Here is a 16,001-nt window from a genome sequence, read left to right on the forward strand (position 1 = left end):
GCGCCTTCCCAACACTGCACCGCACGCGCATCGACCACGGCAGCGGAAGCGGCACATTCATGCGATAGCCGTCCGGCGCCGGGATGATGCCGGACGGACGCTACCACATCCTCCCGATCGCGTTCGGTCAAGATCGTTCAGTCGTTCGATTCGGACTGGACCGTCAGCAGGAAGGAAAAGATGTGGTCGAACTGGTCGTCGGTGAAGACCTCTTTCCAGGCCGGCATGCCCTTGGTCGGTCGTCCCTCATGCACGGTCGTCCAGTACTTCTCGCGCATCTCGTCGCCGTAGCGGTGACGCAGCAGCCGCAGGTCGATCTTCCGCTCGCTCTGGACCGCGTCGGGACCGTGGCAGTGCGCACAGGTTCCATTGAAGATCTCCTTGCCCGAGCCGACGGCCTCGGCGGCCGGCGCGGCCGCGTCCCCCTTGGTCTCGGTCGCCACCACACTGGCGGTCTGGGTCGCGCCGGGTCCGGTCCCGGTCGTCGTCCCCGCCGGCATCGCCCGGGTCGCACCGAAGCGCGCCGGCTGGCCGGTTGGCAGGCCATATTTCACCGCGAGCGCGCCGATCGTGCTCTGAAGCTGCGGCAGGACGGCATCGACGCGATCACGCAGCTCGGTGGACGTCTTGGCAAAGCCGATCGCCGCATCCCATGACAGGCCTTCGCCCTCGGTGAGCTGGATCTGATAGCGATCGCCGTAGCTGGTCTTGTTCAGCCAGCCGGCGACAGGGCCCCAGATGAAGGCGACGTCGGCCTTGCCCTGATCGAGCGCCTGCATGCCTTGCTCGGGCGACAGCACCGTCACCTTCTGGATGTCGTCGCGGCTCGCGAGCAGGTTTTGCGGCGTGCTTGCGAACTGCACCGCGACGCGCTTGCCCTTGAGGCCGTCGACGCCATCGAGCACCTGCCCCTTGGCGGCCACGAGGGCATAGCCCTGCTTCGCGAACGCGTTGGAGAAGATCACCGCCGGTCCCATGAAATCCTCGGACCTCGGCAACCCGATCATGGCGTCGCATTGCTTGCCGAGCAGCGTGACGCGCACGGTGCGCTTGCCGAAATAGGATTTGTACCAGTCGTAGGCGACCGGCCGGCCGAGCGCCTGCGCCAGGGCCTGCCCGATCTCGACATAGAAGCCCGGCTGCGACGGACTATCGCTCGAGAACGGAAGATTGGTCGGATCGGCGCAGAGACGGAGCGGCTGGGCTTCGTCCGCGTGCAGCGAGGCCGGAACGATCAGCGCGGCGGCAGATGCGAGCAGGCCTGCGATGGCGCGATTTCGGCTCGCACCGATGCCAGAATGATTCGGACGCATCCTCGTCTCCCATAGCTTTGTTGAGCCGGAGCTCGTTGAGCCAAGCGCTGCGGCACCAGGCATCGGCCGATGCCGCGATGATTGTCTGGAAAAAGCGCGCGCGTATCCCGCGGGGATACGCGCGCGAGTGGTCACTGGACGGAGAACACGAAGAGCGAACCGCCCTCGGGAGCTGCGGCCGTCATCTTCTTTCCTACCTCGCCCAGGAACGCAGGCAGCGCAGCCGTGCGGCCGACGACGATGGCGACATATTGCTTGCCGTCGACCTGGTAGGTTACCGGACCTGCGCCGATGCCGGAGCCGAGATTCTTGCTCCACAACACCTTGCCGGACTTCGCATCGATGGCGCGGAAATCGCCATGGATGTTGCCGGCAAACACGAGGCCACCGCCGGTGGTCAGCGTGCCGCCGTTGAAGGGCAGGTCTTCCTTGATCGACCAGACCTTCTTCTGCGCGACCGGATCCCAGGCCACGAGTTCGCCGAGGAAGCCGCCGGGACCTTCCTTGGTCGGGAATTCGGCGCCGAGATAGAACACACCGCGCTTGTAGGCGACATCGGAGACCGACCAGTCCATGCAGACATTGTTGGACGGGATGTAGACGAGGCCGGTCTGCGGGTTGAACGACATCGGCTGCCAGTTCTTGCCGCCGATCAGGTTCGGGCAGATGTCCTTGGCGGGATGGTTCGGCCCGGGACGCTTGTCGGGATCCTCGACCGCGCGCATCGTGGCGATGTCCCACTTCTTGGCCCAGTTGGAGAACACGTATTTCTCCGCCGAAAGCACCTTGCCGGTCTCGCGATTGGCGACGAAGAAGTAGCCGTTGCGATCCGCCTTCATCAGCGTCGGAACGGTGCTGCCGCCGATCTTCAGATCCGCGAGCACGGCTTCGTTGACGCCGTCATAGTCCCAGGCATCGGCCGGCGTGGTCTGGATGTGCCACTTGATCTTGCCGGTGTTGGGATCGAACGCCACCGTCGAGGCGGTGTAGAGGTTGGTCAGCTTGCCGAAATTGCCGTCGCCGGTCGAGCGAACCGCCGTGTTCCACGGGCCGGGATTGCTGGTGCCCCAATAGACCGTGTCGCTCTTCGGATCGTAGGAGCCGACCAGCCAGGCCGCGCCGCCGCCATGCTGGGCGGAGTCGCCCTTCCAGGTGTCGCCGCCGGGCTCGTCCGGCGAGGGAACGGTGTAGGTCTGCCACAGCTGCTTGCCGGTGTTGATGTCGAAGGCCTGGAGCGAACCGCGCACGCCGTACTCGCCGCCGCCGAAACCGGTGATGACCTTGTCGCGCACGACGAGCGGCGGCGAGGTGATGACCGAACCCTGCTTGTAATCGACCACCTTCGTCGTCCACAGCGCCTTGCCGGTCGCGGCATCGAGCGCCGTCAGCTTGCCGTCGAGGCGGCCGACGAAGATCTTGCCATCGGCATAGGAGACGCCGCGATTGTTCACGTCGCAGCAGGCGTATTGCAGCACGTCTTCGGGAATATCGGGCTCGTAGGTCCACTTGCGCGCGCCGGTGGCGGCATCGAGCGCGTAGACGTATTTCGGGCCCCAGGAGCTCGAAACGTAGAGCGTGTTGCCGACGACGATCGGCGAGGACTCGTTCGAACGCAGCGACGCCAGCGAGAACGAATAGGCGAGCGTCAACTTGCCGGCGTTCTCGGTGTTGATCTGCTTCAGCGGGCTGAAGCGCGTGTTGCCGTAGTCGTGGCCGGCAACGGCCCACTGGTTCGAATCGGATTGCGCCTTGAGCAGGGAGTCATTGGCGCGAACGCCTGACATGGCGGTAGCCAGCATCGCAACCATCGAGATGCCAGCCAAGAAGCCCTTCGTTCCTAAGGTCATGTATTCCCTCCGTGATGTTGTTATGCACGCCATGTTAGGCGCCTGAGCGCGCTGCGCCCGTGATGCGCAGTTCGTCTGCGAGCCATCGTTCGAAATTACAGCATCGCCTTTTCGCGCTTAGTATAGGCGGAAGGTAGTAGTGCAAATCATTGGCGGCCTTCGCCGCTCATCTCCTTGTCCGGGCTTGCGTCTTGCCCTTATTTTGCAGCTCGAAATGCGCCATCGGATTTGGGCAGCATCGCGCCGCAATCCGATTCGTCCGGTCCACTCAGCGCAGTAGGGTGGGCAAAGCGACTTGTCCGCCGCAGCTCGAAGAGCGAACGCGGAAGCGTGCCCACCTCTTCTCTCGCAATCGTGGATTAGTAAGTGGTGGGCACGGCGCAAGAGCGCCTTTGCCCACCCTACAAGTTCGCGTCAGGACGCCGAGGACGACGCGCTGATCACGATGATGGCGCTACCACCGCCGCGAAGTTTTCGAAGAAGTTCGCGGCAAGCTTGCGCGACGTCGAGTCGATCAGCCGCGCGCCGAGCTGTGCGAGCTTGCCGCCGATCTGCGCGTCGGCCTCGTAGTGCAGGATGGTGACGTCGGGCGATTCCTCCTCCAGCCTGACCTTCGCGCCGCCCTTGGCAAAGCCTGCGACGCCGCCGGCGCCTTCGCCGACGATGCGGTAGCCGTTGGGCGCATCGATATCGGTCAGCGTCACCTTGCCGCTGAACGTCGCCTTCACCGGGCCGACCTTCAGCACCACGGTCGCAATCATCTCCGTCGGCGATGCCATCTCGAGCGATTGGCAGCCGGGAATGCAGCGCCTGAGAACATCGGGATCGTTGAGCGCAGCCCACACCTTGGCTTTCGACGCCGGAATACGCTGACTGTCGTTCATCTGCATCGCTTCCATCCCTTTTGGCCGTTGCTTGTACAGCTCGACTAGGGCGGCGCCCGGCTGCGATCAATCGCCAGGAAGTACTAGGTCGTCCCGGCCGACGCGGCCTGCCGTAGGCACCGGGGGCAGCGCAGCTTCGCTGCATTGCCGCGAACAAAATCAATGACTTAGCTTGCCGACGTCTACTACCAAGATCGCGATTACAACGGCGTGAGCGCGTGCTCCTATTCGTCGCAACGAACAAAACATCAAAGGGAGAAAACGACGCGCCGGGAGCGCCGACGTCCAGGGCCAGCGCTTCGCGCTGGCGGCTGAACCCAGGCCGCCATCGACGAAGCGGAGATCGCAAGGTCGCGCCACGCACTGGCGGCGGCTCGGAACATCGCGGCCGAATCGCGCACCTGCGACAAACGTCACGATGACCTTTCCATGACGCACGTCCCCCAAAATCCCAGTTGCAAAGTTCCGTTCGCGCTGTCTCTAATTAGAATAACTACAAACATTCGGGAGGACTTCATCGTGTCTACAGTCAAACTGACAGTGAACGGCAAGGCCGTTGCTGTCGACGTCGAGGATCGCACGCTGCTGGTCCATCTCCTGCGCGATCACCTCAACCTCACCGGCACCCATGTCGGCTGCGACACCAGCCAGTGCGGCGCCTGCGTCGTGCACATGGACGGCCGCGCGGTGAAATCCTGCACCATGCTGGCGGGACAAGCCGACGGCGCCAGCATCACCACCATCGAAGGCATTGCCAAGGGCGACGAGCTGCACCCGATGCAGGCCGCCTTCCGCGACAATCACGGACTGCAATGCGGCTATTGCACGCCGGGCATGATCATGTCGGCGATCGACATCGTGCACCGCCATAGCGGCCAGCTCGACGAGGCCACCGTCCGCCAGGAGCTCGAAGGCAACATCTGCCGCTGCACCGGCTACCACAACATCGTCAAGGCGGTGCTGGATGCGGCCGGACGCATGAAGGTTGCGCAGGCGGCCGAGTAAGGCCGCCCGCCTCGAACGAAGACCACCACTGCGGCTTTCGATGGAAAGCGCAGTCAAAATAATTCCGGTCGGGAGGACCAGACATGGGTGTTGAAGGTATCGGCGCGCGAGTCGTGCGCAAGGAAGACAAGCGTTTCATTACCGGCAAGGGCCGCTACGTCGACGACATCAAATTGGTGGGCATGACCCATGCCCATTTCATTCGCAGCCCGCACGCGCACGCCAAGGTGAAGAAGATCGACTCGTCCGCTGCGCTGAAGATGCCGGGCGTGGTCGCGGTGCTCACGGGACAGCAGCTCGTCGACGACAAGGTCGGCAACCTGATCTGCGGCTGGGCCATCACCTCCAAGGACGGCAGCCCGATGAAGATGGGCGCGTGGCCGGCGATGGCGCCGGAGACGGTGCGCTTCGTCGGACAGGCCGTTGCGGTCGTGATTGCCGACAGCAAGAATCTGGCGCGCGACGCGGCGGAAGCTGTCGTCGTCGATTACGAGGAACTTCCCGCGGTCGCCGACGTCCACGCCGCAATCAAGGCCGGCGCGCCGCAGCTTCATCCTGAAGCGCCCGGCAACCAGGTCTATGACTGGGTGATCGGCGACGAGGGCGCCACGGATGCGGCCTTCGCCAAGGCCGCCAATGTCGTGAAGCTCGACGTCACCAACAACCGCCTCGCGCCGAACGCGATGGAGCCGCGCGCGGCGATCGCCGATTACGACGCCGCGGAAGAGCATTTCACGCTCTACACGACGTCGCAGAACCCGCACGTCGCCCGCCTCGTGCTGTCGGCGTTCTACAACATCGCCCCCGAGCACAAGCTGCGGGTGATCGCGCCCGACGTCGGCGGCGGCTTCGGCTCCAAGATCTTCATCTATCCGGAGGAGATGGTGGCGCTGTGGGCCTCGAAGAAGGTCGGCCGTCCCGTGAAATGGACCGGCGACCGCACCGAGGCTTTCCTCACCGACGCCCATGGCCGCGACCATGTCACCCATGCCGAGATGGCATTCGACGCCAGCAACAAGATCACCGGCCTCAAGGTGAAGACCTACGCCAATTTCGGCGCCTACATGTCGCTGTTCTCCTCGTCGGTGCCGACCTATCTCTACGCGACGCTGCTGTCGGGCCAGTACAACATCCCGGCGATCCATGCCGAGGTGATCGGGGTCTACACCAACACCACGCCGGTCGACGCCTATCGCGGCGCGGGCCGCCCCGAGGCGAGCTATCTGATCGAGCGGCTGATGGAGACGGCCGCCCGGCAGCTGAAGGTCGATCCGGCGGCGCTGCGCCGGACCAACTTCATCACCCAGTTCCCGCACCAGACGCCCGTGATCATGGCCTACGACACCGGCGACTTTAACGCTTCGCTCGATGCGGCGATGAAGGCGATCGACTATGCCGGCTTCGCCGCGCGCAAGGCCAAGGCCAAGGCGGACGGCAAGCTGCGCGGCATCGGCGTGTCCTGCTACATCGAGGCCTGCGGCATCGCGCCGTCGAAGGCGGTCGGCAGCCTGGGTGCCGGCGTCGGTCTTTGGGAATCCGCCGAGGTCCGCGTCAACCCGGTCGGCACGATCGAGATCCTCACGGGCTCGCACAGCCACGGCCAGGGTCACGAGACGACGTTCTGCCAGCTCGTCGCGGAGCGTCTGGGGGTTCCGATCAGCCAGGTCTCGATCGTCCATGGCGACACCGACAAGGTGCAGTTCGGCATGGGCACCTACGGCTCCCGCTCGGCGGCCGTCGGCCTCACCGCGATCCTGAAGGCCATGGAGAAGATGGAGTCCAAGGCCAAGAAGATCGCCGCCCATGCGCTGGAAGCGTCGGAAGCCGACATCGTCATCGAGAACGGCGAGTTCAAGGTGACCGGCACCGACAAGGCGATCGCCTTCCCGATGGTCGCGCTCGCGGCCTACACCGCGCACAACCTGCCTGACGGGATGGAGCCGGGCCTGAAGGAGAGCGCCTTCTACGACCCGACCAACTTCACCTTCCCGGCCGGCACTTATATCTGCGAGCTCGAGGTCGATGCCGGCACCGGCAAGACGAGTTTCGTCAACTTCGTCGCAGCCGACGATTTCGGCCGGCTGATCAATCCGATGATCGTCGAGGGTCAGGTCCATGGCGGCTTGGTTCAAGGCATCGGACAGGCGCTGCTCGAGCACGCGATCTACGATGCCAACGGCCAGCCGGTCACGGCCTCGTTCATGGATTACGCCATGCCGCGCGCCGACGATGTGCCCTCGTTCAACCTCTCCCACACCACGACGCTGTGCCCGGGCAATCCGCTCGGCATCAAGGGCTGCGGTGAGGCCGGCGCGATCGGCGCCTCTGCGGCCGTGATCAATGCGATCACGGATGCGATCGGCAAGAACAACCTGGAAATGCCCGCAACCCCCGACCGGGTGTGGCGCACGATCCACGCGGCTTGAGGGAGGAACCAAGATGTACCAGACAACCTATCATCGCGCTTCCTCGGTCGACGAAGCCGCCAGCCTGTTCGGCAAGAGCAGCGAGGCAAAATTCCTCGCCGGCGGCCAGACGCTGCTGCCGGTCATGAAGCAGCGCCTCGCCAGTCCCTCGGACGTGATCGACCTCGGCAAGATCAAGGACATGATCGGCGTCGAAGCCTCCGGCGACACGCTGACCATCAAGGCCGCCACGCCGCATTACGACGTTGCGACCAGCGATGCCGCGAAGAAGGCGATCCCTGCGCTCGCCTATCTCGCCTCGCTGATCGGCGACCCCGCGGTGCGCTACCGCGGCACGATCGGCGGCTCGCTCGCCAACAACGACCCCGCCGCGGATTATCCGGCCGCGACGCTGGCGCTCGGCGCCACCGTGAAGACCAACAAGCGGTCGATCTCGGCGGAAGATTTCTTCAAGGGCCTGTTTACGACGGCGCTCGAGGACGGCGAGATCATCACCGCCGTCTCGTTCCCGGTTCCGGCGAAAGCGGGCTACGCGAAATTCCCGCATCCGGCCTCGCGCTTTGCGCTGACCGGCGTGTTCGTCGCGCAGACGAAGTCGGGCGAGATCCGCGTCGCCGCGACCGGTGCCTCGCAGAGCGGCGTGGTGCGGGTGCCCGCGATCGAGGCCGCGCTGAAGGCGAACTGGTCGCCGTCGGCGATCGACGGCGTGACGATTTCGGCGAGCGGACTTCTGTCCGATATCCACGGCACGTCGGAGTACCGCGCCAACCTCATCAAGGTAATGGCGCAGCGCGCGGTGGCGGCGGCCGGCTGACGATGCCGCTCTAGCGACTGAACACAAATTTTCCGCGGCGCGCAGAAATGCGCGCCGCTTTTATTATGCGCCCATGCATGAAAACCGCTTGCCTCGCTGGCGGGAAGGCGAGAAAAGTTAATCAGCCAATTAACTCGCCCCCAAGAGCAACGTCAGAGGCGTTTGCCGGATCACCGGCACTTGCCCGCGACCCGAGGAAACAACAACGTGCTCGACAAATCAGCCCCCACCTCGTCCGTCCGCGCCTCCGGCCCGCTCTCCGGCTTCCGCATCGTCGAATTCGCCGGCATCGGGCCCGGCCCGTTTGCCTGCATGATGCTGGCCGACATGGGCGCCGACGTCGTCACGCTCGACCGTGTCGGCGCTAGGAAGAGCATGAAGTCGGTGGCGGGGCGCGGCCGCAAGGTGATCGAGCTCGACCTCAAGGACAAGGCGGCGATCGCGGAGGTGCTCGACCTGCTTGCGAGCGCCGATGCGCTGGTCGAAGGTTTCCGTCCCGGCGTGATGGAACGGCTCGGGCTCGGCCCTGAAATCGTGCTCGCGCGCAACCCGAAGCTCGTCTACGGCCGCATGACCGGCTGGGGCCAGGAAGGCCCGCTCGCCAATGCCGCCGGCCACGACATCAACTACATCTCCATCACCGGCGCGCTCGCCGCAATCGGCACCAAGGAAGCGCCGGTGCCGCCGCTGAATCTGGTCGGCGATTTCGGCGGCGGCGCGCTCTATCTCGTCGTCGGCGTGCTCGCGGCGCTCCTTGAAGCCTCGAGGTCGGGCAAGGGCCAGGTGGTCGACGCCGCGATGTGCGACGGCGCGGCATCGCTGATGTCGTTCTTCTTCGACATGACCACGATCGGCCGCTGGACCGAAGGGCGCGACCAGAACTTCCTCGACGGCGGCGCGCATTTCTACGGCGTCTACGAATGCGCCTGCGGCCATTTCGTCTCGATCGGTTCGATCGAGCCGCAGTTCTACGCGCTGCTGCGCCAGCATGCCGGCCTCTCCGACGCCGATTTCGACGCGCAGATGGACCGCAAGGCCTGGCCGGCGCTGAAGGAAAAGCTGAAAGCCGTGTTCAAGAGCAAGACGCGCGAGGACTGGTGCAAGATCATGGAAGGCACCGACATCTGCTTCGCGCCGGTGCTGACCATGTCGGAGGCGACGCAGCATCCGCACATGGTCGCCCGGCAGGTGTTCGTCGAACGCCACGGCGTGAAACAGCCCGCGCCCGCGCCGCGATTCTCACGCACGCCATCCGCCGTGCGCGAACCGGAGGGCGCGGAGATCGCCGCGGTGACGAAGGCGTGGAAGAGGTAGAAGCTCCGCTGCCGCACCACACTCCGCCGTCGTCCCGGCGAAGGCCGGGACCCATAACCACAGGATGTGGTTTTGCGAAGACTCGGAGTTACCAGCCGCGCGCCACAACCTCTCCCTGGGGTTATGGGTCCCGGCTTTCGCCGGGACGACACCGGTGATGTGGGCGCAACTCGCGCCTCACGCGTGGCCTACGCCGCGTCATCCACCTTCAGCACGCCGCGCCGGATCTGGTCCTCCTCGATCGATTCGAACAGGGCCTTGAAGTTGCCCTCGCCAAAGCCGTCGTCGCCCTTGCGCTGGATGAACTCGAAGAAGATCGGGCCGATCGCGTTGGCCGAGAAGATCTGGAGCAGCACCTTGGTCTGGCCGCCGTCCACGACGCCTTCGCCGTCGATCAGGATGCCATTCTTCTGAAGCCGCGCGACGTCCTCACCATGCTTCGGCAGGCGCGCGTCGATCCGCTCGAAATAGGTGTTTGGCGGCGACGGCATGAAGGGCAGGCCGGCTTCGCGCAAGCCTTCGATGGTGCGGTGGATGTCGCGGCAGCCGCAGGCGATGTGCTGGATGCCTTCGCCGCGATAGGTCTGCAGATATTCCTCGATCTGGCCGGACTCGCCGGCATCCTCGTTGATCGGAATCCGGATCTTGCCGTCGGGGCTGGTCAGCGCGCGCGAGAACAGGCCCGACGCGCGTCCCTCGATGTCGAAGAAGCGGATCTGGCGGAAGTTGAACAGCTTCTGGTAGAAGCCCGTCCAGACATCCATGCGGCCGCGATGGACGTTGTGGGTGAGGTGGTCGAGATAGAACAGGCCGGCACCAGCCGGCTTGGGATCGCGCGCGCCAAGCCACTCGAACTCGGCATCATAAGCCGAGCCCTTGGCGCCGTAGCGATCGACGAAATAGAGCAGGCTGCCGCCGATGCCCTTGATCGCGGGCACGTCGAGTGTCTTCTGCGCTGATGACACATCCGCCGGCTCGGCGACGAGCGCGAGCGCGCGGTCATAGGCCGCCTTCGCGTCGACGACGCGAAACGCCATCGACGGGGCACAGGGACCATGCGCGGCGACGAAATCATAGCCGTGGGTGCCGGGCTCCTCGTTGACGAGATAGTTGATGTCGCCCTGGCGATAGACCGTGATTGCCTTGGTCTTGTGGCGCGCGACGGGCGCATAGCCCATCAGCTTGAACAGCGCGTGCAGCTCGCCCGGATTGGGATGGGCATATTCGACGAACTCGAACCCGTCGGTGCCCATCGGATTGTCGGCGCTAACAGTGGCCGGCGGTGCATCGTGCGGAAACGGACCCATGCTGCTCTCCCAAATGGCTGCTGAGAGGAACTATCCTTCATGGGACGCGCAAGAGGCGTGCAAACGGGGCGTCATTTGGCTATCATATGCATGATCTGTGCATCAAATGGATAAAACGCGCATGATTTCGGTGGACGCCTTCGACCTCAAGATCCTCGGCGCGCTCCAGGACGACGGCCGCCTCACCAACCAGGAGCTCGCCGATCTCGCCGGTCTCTCGGCCTCGCAATGCTCGCGCCGGCGGATGCGGCTGGAGGAGGAGAAGGTGATATCGGGCTATCACGCCGATCTTTCCAGCGAGGCACTCGGCTTCGGGGTGATCGCCTTCATTCAGGTGGGGCTCGCGACCCACTCGCCGGACAATTCCAAGCGGTTCCGCGCGCTGGTCAACCGCATCGACGAGATCCAGGAGGCCTACTCGCTGACGGGCGATGCCGATTACGTGCTGAAAGCCGTGCTGCGCGATTTGAAGGGCCTCTCCAACCTCGTCAACGACGTGTTGATGCCGCACCAGAGCGTGGCGCATGTGCGCTCCTCGATCGTGCTCGACCGGTTGAAGGAAAGCACGCGGCTGCCGCTCAGGGAGCTGAAGCCTGGCTGAAATCGAGGGAACTACGGCATTCGCGCGTAAGGCACCGTCTGCGATGATCCAGCCGATCCGGAGATTCGACCATGGCCCTCCAGCTTCGACCGAACTGCGAATATTGCGACCGCGACCTGCCGCCCGATGCAACGGATGCGCGGATCTGCTCCTATGAATGCACGTTCTGTGCGGACTGCGTCGAGACCAAGCTCTCCAACGTCTGCCCGAACTGCGGCGGCGGCTTTGCCCCGCGCCCGATCAGGCCGACGCAGGAATGGCGGCCGGGCGTATGTGTGACGAAGCACGTGCCGTCGGACAAGCGGGTGCATTTGAAGTACAGCGCGGAGGATGTCGCGGCGCATTGCGCGCGGATACGCGACGTGCCGCCGGAGAGGCGATAGGTCTCGTAGGGTGGGCAAAGGCGCTCTTGCGCCGTGCCCACCAAAACGCCGAGCGATGGTGGGCACGCTTCGCTTTGCCCACCCTACAAGACTAACCCACCCTACGACACCGGAGTGCGCGACAGTTCACTCCGCCGCCAGGATCGTCCCCTCGACCTCCCCGAACCCGACCCGGTAGCCGTTGCCCTGGCACCAGCCGCGCATGACGAGGCTGTCGCCGTCCTCCAGGAACGAGCGCTTGATGCCGCCGGGCAATTCGACCGGCTCGGTGCCGTTCCAGCTGATCTCGAGCAGGCTGCCGCGCTGGTTCTTCTCCGGGCCGGAGATGGTGCCGCTGCCGAGGAGATCGCCGACATTCATGGCGCAGCCTGAGGAGGCGTGATGCATGAGCTGCTGCACCGACGACCAGTACATGTATTTGAAATTGGTGCGGCTGATGCCCGTTGGCGCGTTCGCGCCGCCGGGCCGCAACGAGACATCGAGCTCGATGCTGTAATTCTGCGGCTTGGCCTGCCTGAGATAATCGAGCGGCACCGGCTCCTGCTCCGGCCCCTTCAGCCGGAACGGCTCCAGCGCCTCGCGCGTCACCACCCACGGGCTGATCGAGGTCGCAAACGCTTTTGCCAGGAACGGACCGAGCGGCACGTATTCCCATTGCTGGATGTCGCGCGCGCTCCAGTCGTTGAGCAGCACGAAGCCGAAGATCATCTCTTCGGCCTGCTGTTCGGTGAGCATGCCGCCCATCGGCGACGGCTGGCCGACCACGACACCCATCTCCAGCTCGAAATCGAGCCGCTTGCATGGCCCGAAGCTCGGCACGTCGACATTCGGCGGCTTCAACTGCCCGCGCGGGCGCTTCACGCTGGTGCCGGAGACCACGACGGTGGACGCGCGGCCGTTATAGGCGATCGGCATATGCAGCCAGTTCGGCTGGAGCGCATTTTCCTTGCCGCGGAACATCACGCCGACATTGGTGGCGTGCTCCCTGGACGAATAGAAATCGGTGTAGCCGGAGACCGCGAACGGCATGTGCAGTCTGGCATCGCGCATCGGCACCAAGGCCTGCTTGCGCAGCTCCTCATTGTCGCGCAGCTCCGGATGATCCGCGCGCAAGAGCTCGCTGATCCGCGCCCGCGTCTTCGCCCAGACCTTCGGCCCCAGCGCCATGAACGGATTGAGCGACGCGCCCGAGAACACGCCGAGCGCGCCGACATCGAGACGCGAGTCCTGCTCGATCTCCCAGAGATCGAGCACGTAATGGCCGATCGCGACGCCGACCCGCGGCGTCGGGTTGGCGTCGGTCGAGAACACGCCATAGGGCAGGTTCTGGATCGGGAAGTCGGAGGCGGGATCGACGTCGATGAAGGAGCGGAGGCTGGGGTCGTTGGGGTGGGGCATTGGTTTCCTGCCGGATGTTTTGAGACGGTTTCTCCGCCGTCATTCCGGGGCGCGCGGAGCGCGAGCCCGGAATCCATAACCACGATCGTGAGTATGGATTCCGGGCCTGCGCCTTCGGCGCATCCCGGAATGACGAAGTCACTACGCCTTATTCGGATCGAACCGCTTCTCCAGGCCCTTCCAGCAATCCGCGTAATCGTCCTGAAGCGTCGACGAATTCGCGGCATGTGCGGTGACGCGCTGTGGGTAGCGGGTCTCGAACATGAAGGCCATGGTGCCGGTCAGCTTCACCGGCTTCAATTCGCCATTGCTGGCATGCTCGAACGCGTCGCGGTCGGGGCCGTGCGGCAGCATGCAATTGTGCAGGCTCATGCCGCCGGGGACGAAGCCTTGCGGCTTGGCATCGTAGACGCCGTAGATCAGGCCCATGAACTCGCTCATGATGTTCATGTGGTACCAGGGCGGCCGGAAGGTGTTGTCGGCGACCATCCAGCGCTCCGGGAAGATCACGAAATCGATGTTCGCGGTGCCCGCGGTCTCCGACGGCGAGGTGAGCACCGTGAAGATCGAGGGATCGGGATGGTCGAAGCCGATCGCGCCGACGGGAGAGAAGGTGCGCAGATCGTATTTGTACGGCGCGTAATTGCCGTGCCAGGCGACCACGTCGATCGGCGAATGGGCGAGCTGCGTCTTGAACAGCGCGCCGCCCCATTTCACGTAGAGCTCGGTCGGCGTGTCCTTGTCCTCGTAATGCGCGACCGGGGTGAGGAAGTCGCGCGCATTGGCGAGGCAATTGGCGCCGATCGGGCCGCGCTCCGGCAGCGTGAAGGCGCCGCCGTAATTCTCGCAGAGATAGCCGCGCGCCGGCCCGTTCGGAATCTCGACGCGGAATTTGACACCGCGCGGGATCACCACGATCTCGCCGGGCTCGGCGTCGATGCGGCCGAACTCGGTGACGAGGCGCAGGTTGCCCTGCTGAAGCACGAACATCAGCTCGCCGTCGGCATTGTAGAAATGCTGGTCCACCATCGACTTGGTGATGAGGTAGACATGCGCGGCCATGCCGGCCTGCGTGTTGACGTCACCGGCGGTCGTCATGGTCTGCACGCCCTGAAGGAAGGTCATGTCCTCCTTCGGGATCGGCGCCGGGTCCCAGCGCAGCTGCGCGATCGGCAAATCGTTCTCGTGGCAGGGCGCCGAGCGCCACAGGCCGGCGTCGGCCTTCTCGAAACGGCCGGAGTGCTTCACCGAGGGGCGGATGCGATAGAGCCAGGAGCGCTCATTGGTGCCGCGCGGCGCGGTGAAGGGCGAGCCCGAGAGCTGCTCGGCATAGAGCCCGTAGGCGCAGCGCTGCGGTGAGTTGCGCCCGATCGGCAGCGCGCCCGGCAGCGCCTCGGTCTCAAAACTGTTGCCAAAGCCGGACATGTAGCCCGGCGTGACCTGGGCCGAGCTGCGGATGATCTGATCGGGCGAGGTATTGATGTTCATGACTATCCTCCTCCTTGCAGGGCGGCCCACATCTCCTGGTCGCGCTTGTCGGTCCAGATCACGGGATCGTCGATCCCCGACGCTTCGTCATAGGCGCGCGACACGTTGAACGGCAGGCAGTGCTCGTAGATGGCGAAGCTGTGGAATTTCGGATCCATCACCTCGCGCGTCGCGGCCATGGATTCCTTTAAGCTGCGCCCCCTGGCGACCGAGATTTCGGCTGCGCCATAGAGCGAGGTGACGAAGTCGCGCGTCATCGCGATGGCTTCGCGCACGGTGGCGGTCCCCTTCAGCGCGTCACCGCGGCCCGGCGCGATCGCCTTGGGATTGAAGTTGCGGATCTCGTTCAGCGTCAACGGCCATTCGCGCAAATGCGCGTCGCCGCAATAGCAGGCCGAGTGATATTCGATGAGGTCGCCGGAGAACATCACCTCCGCATCCGGCACCCAGGCGACGATGTCGCCCGAGGTATGGCCGGCCCCTAACTGCATCAGGCGAACCTCGCGCTTGCCGAGATAGATCGACATCTCGCCCTCGAAGGTCAGCGTCGGCCAGGTCAGGCCGGGAATGCTCTGCGCATCCTGGAACAGGCGCGGGAAGCGGCCATATTCGGAATCCCAGTCCTGCTTGCCGCGTTCCTCGATGAGGCGATAGGTCTCCTGCGAGGCAACGATGCCTTGCGCCTTGTAGGCGGAGGCCCCCAGCACGCGCACGGCGTGATAGTGCGACAGCACGACATATTTGATCGGCTTGTCGGTGACGGCGCGGACCCGCTCGATGACCTTGCCCGCCATCGCCGGCGTTGCCTGCGCGTCGAACACCAGGCAGCCGTCGTCACCGACGATCACGGCCGTGTTCGGATCGCCCTCCGCGGTGAAGGCATAGAGATCGGTGCCGATCTCCGAGAAGGTGATCTTCTTCTCGGCGAGATCGCCGGTGGATGCGAAGTTCTTCGCCATCAAATTCATCCTCAGGTCTTTGGGTTATTGTTGTTGCTGTTGCTGTTGTTGCTGCTGCTGGCCGTCGATCATGCGGCGCTTCGCGAGCCCGATCGCCTCCCGCAGCACGTCGATGTCACCGATATGGTTGGCGAGGATCAGCACCAGCGCCGCGTCGAAATCGGCACTCTGCTCGTCGGTGAAGCCGCGATGCGCTTCGACGATGGCGCGAAAGGCATCGTCAGGCCGCGCGAAGTTGGAACTGGTGGAAAGCGGCATACCA

Annotated in this window: 14 protein-coding genes; 6 read left to right on the forward strand and 8 right to left on the reverse strand. The window is 64.6% G+C overall.

The genetic code is table 11. The features are described from left to right. Positions 1–137: 137 nt before the first annotated feature. The 3 genes from A3M7_RS0127145 to A3M7_RS0127155 form a co-directional block, all read right to left on the reverse strand. Positions 138–1,313, reverse strand: coding sequence for a c-type cytochrome (locus tag A3M7_RS0127145; RefSeq protein WP_027546744.1), 1,176 nt, complete (start codon positions 1,311–1,313; stop codon positions 138–140). Positions 1,314–1,444: 131 nt separating this feature from the next. After that, complete coding sequence (locus tag A3M7_RS0127150) at positions 1,445–3,160, reverse strand: PQQ-dependent methanol/ethanol family dehydrogenase (protein WP_063629463.1); 1,716 nt, start codon at positions 3,158–3,160, stop codon at positions 1,445–1,447. Positions 3,161–3,600: 440 nt separating this feature from the next. After that, positions 3,601–4,050, reverse strand: coding sequence for a carbon monoxide dehydrogenase subunit G (locus tag A3M7_RS0127155; protein ID WP_027546746.1), 450 nt, complete (start codon positions 4,048–4,050; stop codon positions 3,601–3,603). A 513-nt stretch (positions 4,051–4,563) separates the two neighbouring features. Between A3M7_RS0127155 and A3M7_RS0127160 the strand changes: the two genes are divergently transcribed. From A3M7_RS0127160 to A3M7_RS0127175, 4 genes are all read left to right on the forward strand, one after another. Next, complete coding sequence (locus A3M7_RS0127160) at positions 4,564–5,049, forward strand: (2Fe-2S)-binding protein (RefSeq protein ID WP_027546747.1); 486 nt, start codon at positions 4,564–4,566, stop codon at positions 5,047–5,049. Positions 5,050–5,132: 83 nt separating this feature from the next. Next, positions 5,133–7,475 carry a xanthine dehydrogenase family protein molybdopterin-binding subunit gene (locus tag A3M7_RS0127165; protein ID WP_027546748.1) on the forward strand — a complete coding sequence of 781 codons (2,343 nt, stop codon included), beginning with the start codon at positions 5,133–5,135 and terminating at the stop codon, positions 7,473–7,475. 13 nt (positions 7,476–7,488) lie between these two features. Then, entirely contained in the window at positions 7,489–8,289 is an 801-nt protein-coding gene (locus A3M7_RS0127170) for a xanthine dehydrogenase family protein subunit M (RefSeq protein WP_027546749.1), read from the forward strand. Between the two features lie 207 nt (positions 8,290–8,496). Further along, positions 8,497–9,603, forward strand: coding sequence for a CaiB/BaiF CoA-transferase family protein (locus tag A3M7_RS0127175; RefSeq protein ID WP_027546750.1), 1,107 nt, complete (start codon positions 8,497–8,499; stop codon positions 9,601–9,603). Between the two features lie 188 nt (positions 9,604–9,791). Here the strand turns inward: A3M7_RS0127175 and hppD are convergent, their stop codons facing one another. Next, positions 9,792–10,910: a 4-hydroxyphenylpyruvate dioxygenase gene (gene hppD / locus A3M7_RS0127180; protein WP_027546751.1), complete on the reverse strand. Its 1,119-nt coding sequence runs from the start codon at positions 10,908–10,910 to the stop codon at positions 9,792–9,794. A 121-nt stretch (positions 10,911–11,031) separates the two neighbouring features. Here hppD and A3M7_RS0127185 point away from each other — a divergent pair, with 121 nt between their 5' ends. Then, complete coding sequence (locus A3M7_RS0127185) at positions 11,032–11,511, forward strand: Lrp/AsnC family transcriptional regulator (RefSeq protein WP_025576029.1); 480 nt, start codon at positions 11,032–11,034, stop codon at positions 11,509–11,511. Between the two features lie 71 nt (positions 11,512–11,582). After that, positions 11,583–11,894 (forward strand): DUF1272 domain-containing protein, encoded by a 312-nt coding sequence (locus A3M7_RS0127190; RefSeq protein ID WP_027546752.1) that lies wholly within the window; start codon positions 11,583–11,585, stop codon positions 11,892–11,894. 126 nt (positions 11,895–12,020) lie between these two features. Here A3M7_RS0127190 and fahA read toward each other — a convergent pair whose 3' ends face one another. From fahA to A3M7_RS0127210, 4 genes are all read right to left on the reverse strand, one after another. Then, entirely contained in the window at positions 12,021–13,292 is a 1,272-nt protein-coding gene (gene fahA / locus A3M7_RS0127195) for a fumarylacetoacetase (RefSeq protein WP_027546753.1), read from the reverse strand. 141 nt (positions 13,293–13,433) lie between these two features. After that, positions 13,434–14,780 carry a homogentisate 1,2-dioxygenase gene (hmgA, locus tag A3M7_RS0127200; protein WP_027546754.1) on the reverse strand — a complete coding sequence of 449 codons (1,347 nt, stop codon included), beginning with the start codon at positions 14,778–14,780 and terminating at the stop codon, positions 13,434–13,436. Between the two features lie 2 nt (positions 14,781–14,782). After that, entirely contained in the window at positions 14,783–15,739 is a 957-nt protein-coding gene (locus tag A3M7_RS0127205; RefSeq protein ID WP_027546755.1) for an MBL fold metallo-hydrolase, read from the reverse strand. Between the two features lie 24 nt (positions 15,740–15,763). Continuing rightward, on the reverse strand, positions 15,764–15,997 hold the full coding sequence (locus tag A3M7_RS0127210; protein WP_027546756.1) for a DUF2783 domain-containing protein: 234 nt from the start codon (positions 15,995–15,997) through the stop codon (positions 15,764–15,766). Positions 15,998–16,001: the final 4 nt, after the last annotated feature.

It is taken from the genome of Bradyrhizobium sp. WSM2254, assembly GCF_000472645.1.
GTDB classification, from domain to species: domain Bacteria; phylum Pseudomonadota; class Alphaproteobacteria; order Rhizobiales; family Xanthobacteraceae; genus Bradyrhizobium; species Bradyrhizobium niftali.

Bases quoted from the DNA above. Each gene is read 5' to 3' on its own strand.
- A3M7_RS0127210 (WP_027546756.1), bottom strand. From the start codon at position 15,997: ATGCCGCTTTCCACCAGTTCCAACTTCGCGCGGCCTGACGATGCCTTT.
- A3M7_RS0127145 (WP_027546744.1), bottom strand. From the start codon at position 1,313: ATGCGTCCGAATCATTCTGGCATCGGTGCGAGCCGAAATCGCGCCATC.
- A3M7_RS0127170 (WP_027546749.1), top strand. From the start codon at position 7,489: ATGTACCAGACAACCTATCATCGCGCTTCCTCGGTCGACGAAGCCGCC.
- fahA (WP_027546753.1), bottom strand. From the start codon at position 13,292: ATGCCCCACCCCAACGACCCCAGCCTCCGCTCCTTCATCGACGTCGAT.
- A3M7_RS0127165 (WP_027546748.1), top strand. From the start codon at position 5,133: ATGGGTGTTGAAGGTATCGGCGCGCGAGTCGTGCGCAAGGAAGACAAG.
- A3M7_RS0127190 (WP_027546752.1), top strand. From the start codon at position 11,583: ATGGCCCTCCAGCTTCGACCGAACTGCGAATATTGCGACCGCGACCTG.
- A3M7_RS0127185 (WP_025576029.1), top strand. From the start codon at position 11,032: ATGATTTCGGTGGACGCCTTCGACCTCAAGATCCTCGGCGCGCTCCAG.
- A3M7_RS0127150 (WP_063629463.1), bottom strand. From the start codon at position 3,160: ATGACCTTAGGAACGAAGGGCTTCTTGGCTGGCATCTCGATGGTTGCG.
- A3M7_RS0127205 (WP_027546755.1), bottom strand. From the start codon at position 15,739: ATGGCGAAGAACTTCGCATCCACCGGCGATCTCGCCGAGAAGAAGATC.
- hppD (WP_027546751.1), bottom strand. From the start codon at position 10,910: ATGGGTCCGTTTCCGCACGATGCACCGCCGGCCACTGTTAGCGCCGAC.
- A3M7_RS0127155 (WP_027546746.1), bottom strand. From the start codon at position 4,050: ATGCAGATGAACGACAGTCAGCGTATTCCGGCGTCGAAAGCCAAGGTG.
- hmgA (WP_027546754.1), bottom strand. From the start codon at position 14,780: ATGAACATCAATACCTCGCCCGATCAGATCATCCGCAGCTCGGCCCAG.